This is a genomic window from Streptomyces sp. NPDC050433 (assembly GCF_044458565.1).
Lineage (GTDB): Bacteria > Actinomycetota > Actinomycetes > Streptomycetales > Streptomycetaceae > Streptomyces.
Genome location: NZ_JBITIB010000051.1, coordinates 23,250 through 30,813, shown reverse-complemented (window position 1 = coordinate 30,813; position 7,564 = coordinate 23,250). Strand labels below are relative to the sequence as shown.

Here is a 7,564-nt window from a genome sequence, read left to right as displayed (position 1 = left end):
CGCCCCCCCCCCCCCCCCCCCCGCCCGCGGCGCCCCGGGGCCCCCCGCCCCCCCCGCCCCCCCCGCCCCCCCCCCCCCCCCCCCCCCCCCCCCCCACTCCTCTGTCGCCGTGGTGCGCTGTGGTGCTGTCCCGCCGTGTCGGACTAGAGAGCGCCGAAGCCCACTCGTCGTGTCGTCGGCTCGCCGATCTCCACGTACGCGATCCGTTCGGCCGGTACGAGCACCTTCCGCCCCTTCTCGTCAGTGAGGCTGAGCAGCTTCGCCTTGCCGGCGAGTGCGTCGGCCACGGCGCTCTCGACCTCCTCGGCGGACTGCCCGCTCTCCAGAACGATCTCGCGGGGCGTGTGCTGCACGCCGATCTTGACCTCCACCGCTATGTCCCTCCGAACGGTCGGTGCGTTGCGCGGTCAACCGCGCGGTACGCAGGACACATTAGCCCGGAGAGGCACCGCTCCGGACGGTGGCTGGGCACGCCCGCAGCGAACACGGACCGAGGGGTCCGAGGGACCGGGCGCGCGTCAGGCGCCGGGGTGCTGCTCGCTGCCGTGCAGCGGGAATCCGGCGATGCCGCGCCAGGCGAGCGAGGTGAGAAGTTCCACCGCCTTGTCGCGCGGGATGACCGACTCGCTGGAGAGCCAGTAGCGCGCCACCACCTGGGAGACGCCGCCGAGCCCGACGGCCAGCATCATGGACTCCTCCTTGGAGAGGCCCGTGTCCGACGCGATCACGTCGGAGATCGCCTCCGCGCACTGGAGCGCCACCCGGTCGACGCGCTCGCGCACGGCGGGCTCGTTCGTCAGGTCGGACTCGAAGACCAGCCGGAACGCGCCGCCCTCGTCCTCGACGTAGGCGAAGTACGCGTCCATCGTGGCCGCGACCCGGAGCTTGTTGTCGGTCGTCGACGCCAGGGCCGTGCGCACCGCGTGCAGCAGGGCCTCGCAGTGCTGGTCGAGAAGGGCCAGGTACAGGTCCAGCTTGCCCGGGAAGTGCTGATAGAGGACCGGCTTGCTGACGCCGGCCCGCTCCGCGATGTCGTCCATCGCCGCGGCGTGGTAACCCTGTGCGACGAAGACTTCCTGAGCCGCGCCCAGAAGCTGATTGCGTCGAGCGCGGCGTGGCAGGCGCGTGCCTCGCGGGCGCGCTGCCTCGGTCTGCTCTATGGCTGTCACGCCGCCTCCCAGAATCGTTCCGTGCGCGCTGTGCGCCGCCTTGCCATCGTACTTTTGGGTAACCCGGCTGTGCGTGGTCAGGTCGCAGAATTTCACGGACCGGACAGTCGGGGAGTCGGATGTCCGTCCGGCCGCGCGTGCGTCGGCGGAGGAAAGTATCCAATGCCGACAGAAGCGGACCGGGCCCTGAGCGGTTGCTCAGCGGTAGTCGTCCTCGTCCAGGGTGACCGTACGTGCCTGCTCGGCGGCGTCGGCCTCGTCGGCCTCGGCCGTGTCGATGCGGGTCGGCGGATCGTCGTCGGACGGTCGTACGTCCGTGTGCTGCTCGGCGGCGTCGGCCTCCGGGGTCTCCGTGCCGAGTTCTTCGAGTTCGCCGGAGTCCGCCCCGGCGGCCCGCTCTTCCTTGTCGGTGTCGGTCCTGTCGATGTACTTCGGGAATGTGTCCGGGTCGCTCGGGTCCGCCGGCATGGGGCACCCTTCCTCTCCGGCCGTCTTCCGCCGTCTTCCGTCTTCCGCGCGCATTCGCGAAATGAGGCGAATACGTACACATGCACAGCACGTGTACTTACGAGGGTAGGAGGTCCGTACCCTCGACGCTATGCGTCCTGTGACGGTGAACACGCGAATCGGCGCGTGATCGTCTCGTAACATTGCCCGCATGTCTTCGACCGAGCTGCCGGAAACCCTCGCCGCCGCGGTGCCGCGCGTGAGCACCGTCCGGGTCGCCGACGGTGAGCGGCTGCGTTCGGTCGCCCTGGCGGGGCTGACCCTGAACGTACGCTCCCGGCCGCCGAGGCGCCCCGGACTGCCGCGCGCGCTGTACGTGCACGGCCTCGGCGGCTCCTCGCAGAACTGGTCCGACCTGATGTCCCTGCTGGCCGACGTGGTCGACGGCGAGGCGGTCGACCTGCCCGGCTTCGGCGACTCCCCGCCGCCGCAGGACCGCAACTACTCGGTCAACGCCCACGCGCGCGCCGTGATCCGGCTGCTCGACGCGGGCCGTCACGGCGCGGTGCATCTCTTCGGCAACTCCCTGGGGGGCGCCGTCACGACCCGGATCGCCGCCGCCCGCCCCGACCTGGTGCGCACGCTCACGCTCGTCTCGCCCGCCCTGCCCGAGATCCGCGTGCAGCGCAACGCCCTGCCGACGGCCCTGCTGGCCGTGCCCGGTGTCGCCGCGCTGTTCGGACGGATGACGCGCGAGTGGACGGCGGAGCAGCGCACGCGCGGGGTGATAGAGCTCTGCTACGGCGACCCCGGCCGGGTCTCCGAGGAGGGGCTGCGGCACGCGGTGGAGGAGATGGAGCGGCGGCAGTGCCTTCCGTACTTCTGGGAGGCGATGACGCGCTCCGCGCGGGGCCTCGTCGACGCGTACACCCTCGGCGGGCAGCAAGGGCTGTGGCGTCAGGCCGAGCGGGTTCTCGCGCCGACACTGCTGGTGTACGGAGGGCGGGATCAGCTCGTTTCCTACCGAATGGCACGAAAGGCGTCCACCGCTTTCCGTGATTCCCGACTCCTGACGCTTCCGGACGCCGGGCATGTTGCCATGATGGAGTACCCGAAGGTGGTCGCGGAGGCCGCGCGGAGTCTCATTCAGGAGTCCGACGCGCTGTCGGGCGACGCATCGGAGGGCGTGAGGCATGAGACGAACGAGCGTGCCGGCCGTAAAGAGGGTGGAGACGGCGGCATCTTCTTCGGCAGCGGTGGCGGTGGCGATGACGGCAACGACAGCAACAACGACAGTGGCAGGAGCTGATCCGGGGCGTGGGACGACACAGCCGTAAAGGCCCCGCACCCCAGCGATCCGACAGCAAGAAGAGCGCCCCGGCCGCGAGCGGCCCGCCGCCCCTCGGTGAACGGGAACGCGCCGCACCGCCGCACGGCACCCCCGCGCACGGCGTGCCGCAGGTGCGCGGCGGGCACCCCGAGCACCGTGAGCCGGGCGGCGGCTGGGGCGATCAGCGGCGCTACGGGGACGGGCAGGGCGGCCCGCAGGGGCCCGCGTACCCGCAGGGGCCGGGCCGGCAGACGCGTTCGGCGCCGCCCGGCCAGCACCGGGTGCCGGGGCCGCGCCGCGAGTTCGTCGATGCCTTCGACGCGCCGCCTCCTCCGTACGGATCCGGCAGCGGCACCGACACCGACGCCGCGCGGTGGCGGCCCGATCCGCACGCCCCCGTCACCGACTGGGACGACGAGGGCAGCCGTCCCCGTACGGCCTCCTCCGCCGACTCCGGCCGCGGCTCCGACCGGGGCGACCCCACAGACCCCACAACCGCCCCGGACGCCGCAGGCGACGGTGAGCGGCCCGCGAAGGGCGGTCTGGGGCGCACCTTCACCGGGATCGCCGCGGCGGCCGTGACGACGGTGCTCGCCGTCGTGGTGGCCGGCCAGGTCGCCGACGGCCGGAACCCCCGTGCCGACGCGCTGCCCTCCGGCGGGCACGCCCGTGACGGCGAGCTCGACACGTCGCGGTCCGACGGCAGGTCGACCCCGTCGAAGGGGCCCGCCGTCCGGGCCCCGGCGCCGCCTCCCACCTACGGCCAGTTGATGGCCAAGCAGTTCCCGCTGGCCGCCGATCTGAGCGGGTCGGGGGAGTTCGAGGCGGTCCGCGGGCTCGCCGAGGCGCCCGGTGAGGGCCGCAAGGTCCGCTACCGGATCGACATCGAGAAGGGCCTCGGTCTCGACGAGAAACTGTTCGCCGACGCCGTGCAGAAAACCCTGAACGACGACCGGAGTTGGGCCCACAACGGAGCCATGACCTTCGAGAGGATCTCCGGCGGCTCACCCGAGTTCGTGATCACGCTGGCAAGTCCGGGGACGACGGCGGAGTGGTGCGCCAAGTCCGGTCTGGACACCACCGTCGACAATGTGTCCTGCGACTCCGCCTCGACCGATCGCGTCATGATCAACGCCTACCGCTGGGCGCGGGGGGCCAAGACGTACGGTTCCAAGGCGATGCACTCCTACCGGCAGATGCTGATCAACCACGAGATCGGGCACCGGCTCGGATACGGCCACGTGAGCTGCCGGACGCCGGGCTCGCTCGCCCCCGTGATGCAGCAGCAGACCAAGACGCTCGATCTCGGCGGCGTGAAGTGCAAGCCCAACCCCTGGGCGTATCCCGGCAGTTGAGGCGTCGGCCGGAGCCTGACGCAGTGTGACCGGATGAGTCCTTACCGCGACGGAACGCTACCGCGGTGGGAAAGTTACGTGCATTCACCCCTTCTGGTGGTGCGACGGACAACCGTCCGCCGTTCCACCGTCATGTCCGCTTACGGTCGTCCCGCTGCGAGTCGCCGATCCAACGGCGGCTTCCCACAAGGGAGATCAGGGGTGTGCTCGTGCGGATCGGACTACTCACGGACGGTGGCTACCCGTATGCGACGGGTGAGTCCAGGCTGTGGTGCGACCGGCTCGTACGCGGGCTCGCGCAGCACGAGTTCGACATCTACGCGCTCAGCCGCAGCGCCCACCAGGAGGGCAACGGCTGGATCCAGCTGCCGTCCTCGGTGCGGGGGGTGCGCACCGCACCCCTCTGGTCGGCGGAGGGCGACGGGAGGGCGTACGGACGGCGCGAACGACGGCGCTTCGTGGGGCACTTCGGAGATCTGATCACCGCCGTCTGCGCCCCGGACGAGGGCGCCGCCGAGAGCGCCTTCGCCGAAGGGCTGTACGGGCTCGCCGAACTGGCCCGCGACCATGGCGGCCTGGCCACGGCCCTGCGTTCGGAGGGCGCCCTACGGATCCTGGAATCCGCCTGCCACGCACCCGGCGCACGCCGGAGCGTGCGCGGTGCCACGGTGCCCGACTACCTGGTCTTCGCCGACCAGTTGGAGCGCGCGCTGCGCCCGCTCTCCCTCGACTGGTACACCGACGACGACGGCCTCGCCGCCGTCGATCTCTGCCACGCGACGACGGGCGGATCCGCCGCCCTGCCCGGACTTCTGGCCAAACGCCTCTTCGGTACGCCGCTGCTGGTCACCGAGTACGGCGTCCAGCTCCGCGCCCACTATCTGGCCGCCGGACCCGGCGGTGAAGCGCCCCTGCGCGCGCCGGTGCGCGCCCTGCTCGCGGCCTTCCGGGGCCGGCTCGCCGCCGAGGTCTACCGGCAGGCCGCCGTCATCACCCCCGGCAACACCCACGCCAGACGCTGGCAGGAGCGCTGCGGCGCCGACCGCGCCAAACTCCGCACCGTCTACCCCGGCATGGAGACGGAGCGCTTCTCCGCGCTGGGCGAGGGCGGTGACGGCGGCGGTCACGGTGACGGCGGCGGTCACGCGGGCGATCCGCGCACCCTCGTCTGGGTCGGACGCATCGAGCCCGCCAAGGACCTCATCTCCCTGCTGCACGCCTTCGCCGACATCCGTAAGGAGGAGCCCGACGCGCGGCTGCGGATCATCGGCGCCGCCGCGCAGGGGCCGGAGGCGACCACGTATCTCGCCCACTGCCGCGCGCTGGCCGCCCAGTTGTTCCCCGACGAGGCGGCCGACGCGCACGCCGTGGGCGACAACTGCGTCTCCTTCGAGGAGGTCGGCGGGCCCGCCGCGCCGGAGCTGGTCGACGCGTACGCGGCGGGCGGGGTGATCGTCCTGTCCAGCATCGTCGAGGGCTTCCCGGTCAGCCTGGTCGAAGCGATGTTCTGCGGGCGCGCGACGGTCTCCACCGACGTGGGCGCGGTCGTCGAAGTCATCGGTGGTACGGGGCTCGTGGTGCCCCCGCGCAATCCGCGGGCGCTCGCCGGCGCCTGTGTCGCGCTGTTGCGCGACCCGGAGCGGCGCGCACGCCTGGGCGCCGCCGCGCGGGTCCGCGCGCTCGAACTCTTCACCGTCGAGCAGAACGTGGCGGCCTTCCGCGGCATCTACCTGGAGCTGATCTCGCACGCCCCGGTCCGGCGTTCGGCGGAGACCGTGGACGCGCACGGCGAACCGCTGCCGTTCGCCAACCCGGCGGAGGCGTACGTCCCCGGTCGGTGGACCGCCGGACAGGCCAGGACCGTACCGATGCCCCCGCCCGCGGCCGTGCCCGTACCCATGTCCATGTCCTTGACCGGGGCGTCACGAGCCCCGCGTCCTACGGAGGCGGTCGGCGTCGGTGCCGGTGCCGGACGTTCCCTGGGGGAGAGCGATGTCTGACGCGGGCACCACCCCCACGGGGACGACGACGAGACCCACGCGGCGCGCGGGCCCGGCCGACCCCGTCAAGACGCTGATGCACAGCCACCGCGAACTGTGCGAACGCGCCGTCGACCCGCTGGAGATCGCGGCCGGTCTGGAGGCGCACGGCGTCACCGACCGGGCCGCCGCCCGCTTCCGGCACCGGGACGTCTTCTCGCTCGCGGAGGAGCTGTACGCGCGCGTGCCGCGCGCCGCCGACAGCGGCACGGACGCCGCCGTACCGACACCGTTTCGTCCGGCGCGTTCCACCGACCCGCGCGCCGGCTGGGCGCTGCGCAGCCTGCTACCGGGCGCGGTGTGCGCCGTCGCCCTCGTCGCTCTGCGACACGTCGGCGGTGCCGACGGCTCCGGTGAAGGCATCCGGCTCGCGATAGTCGCGGCGGGGGCCGGCGCCCTCGCCATCGCGCTCACCGTCGCCCTCCGGCGCGGCCCGCTGCGCGTCGAGGGCCACACGGCGCCCGTCTCCCGGCTGTGGGTGTGCTGGCTGCTGGCGTACGTGCTCCACGGCGACGCGCTGCCGCACGCGGGGAGCGGCGCCGGCCAGGACGGGACGGCGCCCCTCGCCGAGGCGGCGGCGCCGCTCCTCGCCCTGGCGTTCGCCGTGGCCCCCGCCGAGTGGTGCGCCCATCTGCTGTCGGTACACGCGCGGCGCAGGATCGCCGACAGCCGCGGACTGGCCGAGTTCGCCGCCCGGACCCGGCCGGTCCTGCTCACTCTGTTCGCCCTGTACGCCGTCGCGCTGACCGCCCTGGCCGTCGTCGCCGAACTCCTCTTCGGAGGTGAACAGGGCACTGGCGCCGGTCACCCCGGCGCCACGGTGGCCCTCGGCTCTCTGCTGCTCCTCGCCCGGCTCCTCACCGTCCACGGCTTCCCGAAGGCGGCGGCGACCGGCCTGGCCACCGCCTGCGCGGCCGAGGCCTCGGCCCTCGTCCTCGTGACGGCGGGCCGTGTCCCCGGCTTCGAGACCGTCTCCGCCCCCGTCCGGGCGCTCGTCGACGCGGGGGGAGCCGGAGCCGTACCGGCGCTCGCCTGCGGCGCCGCCGCTCTCGGGCTGCTGATCCACGCCGCCGTCACCCTCTCGCGGGCCTCGGCCCACACCTGACCGGTGACCCCCCACCTCCGGCGCACCACCCCCGTCCGGGCCGCACGTCCGGACCCAGGGACCTCCCACACCCCCCACAGACCTCCCGCGGAGCCGACGCCGCGGGCTTGACCCGAAGT

General features: G+C 73.1%; 7 protein-coding genes. 4 read left to right on the top strand and 3 right to left on the bottom strand.

What is annotated here, in order from left to right:
* Nucleotides 1–143: 143 nt before the first annotated feature.
* From ACIBLA_RS36330 to ACIBLA_RS36320, 3 genes are all read right to left on the bottom strand, one after another.
* On the bottom strand, nucleotides 144–371 hold the full coding sequence (locus ACIBLA_RS36330) for a DUF3107 domain-containing protein (RefSeq protein WP_023538836.1): 228 nt from the start codon (nucleotides 369–371) through the stop codon (nucleotides 144–146).
* Between the two features lie 147 nt (nucleotides 372–518).
* A complete protein-coding gene (locus ACIBLA_RS36325) occupies nucleotides 519–1,169 on the bottom strand; it encodes a TetR/AcrR family transcriptional regulator (protein WP_147873983.1) in 651 nt (216 codons plus the stop codon).
* Nucleotides 1,170–1,367: 198 nt separating this feature from the next.
* On the bottom strand, nucleotides 1,368–1,637 hold the full coding sequence (locus tag ACIBLA_RS36320) for a hypothetical protein (protein ID WP_399201030.1): 270 nt from the start codon (nucleotides 1,635–1,637) through the stop codon (nucleotides 1,368–1,370).
* A gap of 190 nt (nucleotides 1,638–1,827) precedes the next feature.
* On the opposite strand from ACIBLA_RS36320, the gene ACIBLA_RS36315 reads away from it, so the two are divergent.
* From ACIBLA_RS36315 to ACIBLA_RS36300, 4 genes are all read left to right on the top strand, one after another.
* Nucleotides 1,828–2,925, top strand: a complete 1,098-nt coding sequence (locus ACIBLA_RS36315; RefSeq protein ID WP_399201029.1) for an alpha/beta fold hydrolase — start codon at nucleotides 1,828–1,830, stop codon at nucleotides 2,923–2,925.
* Nucleotides 2,926–2,933: 8 nt separating this feature from the next.
* On the top strand, nucleotides 2,934–4,301 hold the full coding sequence (locus ACIBLA_RS36310; protein ID WP_399201028.1) for a DUF3152 domain-containing protein: 1,368 nt from the start codon (nucleotides 2,934–2,936) through the stop codon (nucleotides 4,299–4,301).
* Nucleotides 4,302–4,510: 209 nt separating this feature from the next.
* Nucleotides 4,511–6,301, top strand: a complete 1,791-nt coding sequence (locus ACIBLA_RS36305; protein WP_399201031.1) for a DUF3492 domain-containing protein — start codon at nucleotides 4,511–4,513, stop codon at nucleotides 6,299–6,301.
* A complete protein-coding gene (locus ACIBLA_RS36300; protein ID WP_399201027.1) occupies nucleotides 6,294–7,445 on the top strand; it encodes a hypothetical protein in 1,152 nt (383 codons plus the stop codon). Before ACIBLA_RS36305 ends, ACIBLA_RS36300 begins: the two co-directional genes overlap by 8 nt.
* Nucleotides 7,446–7,564 lie beyond the last annotated feature (119 nt).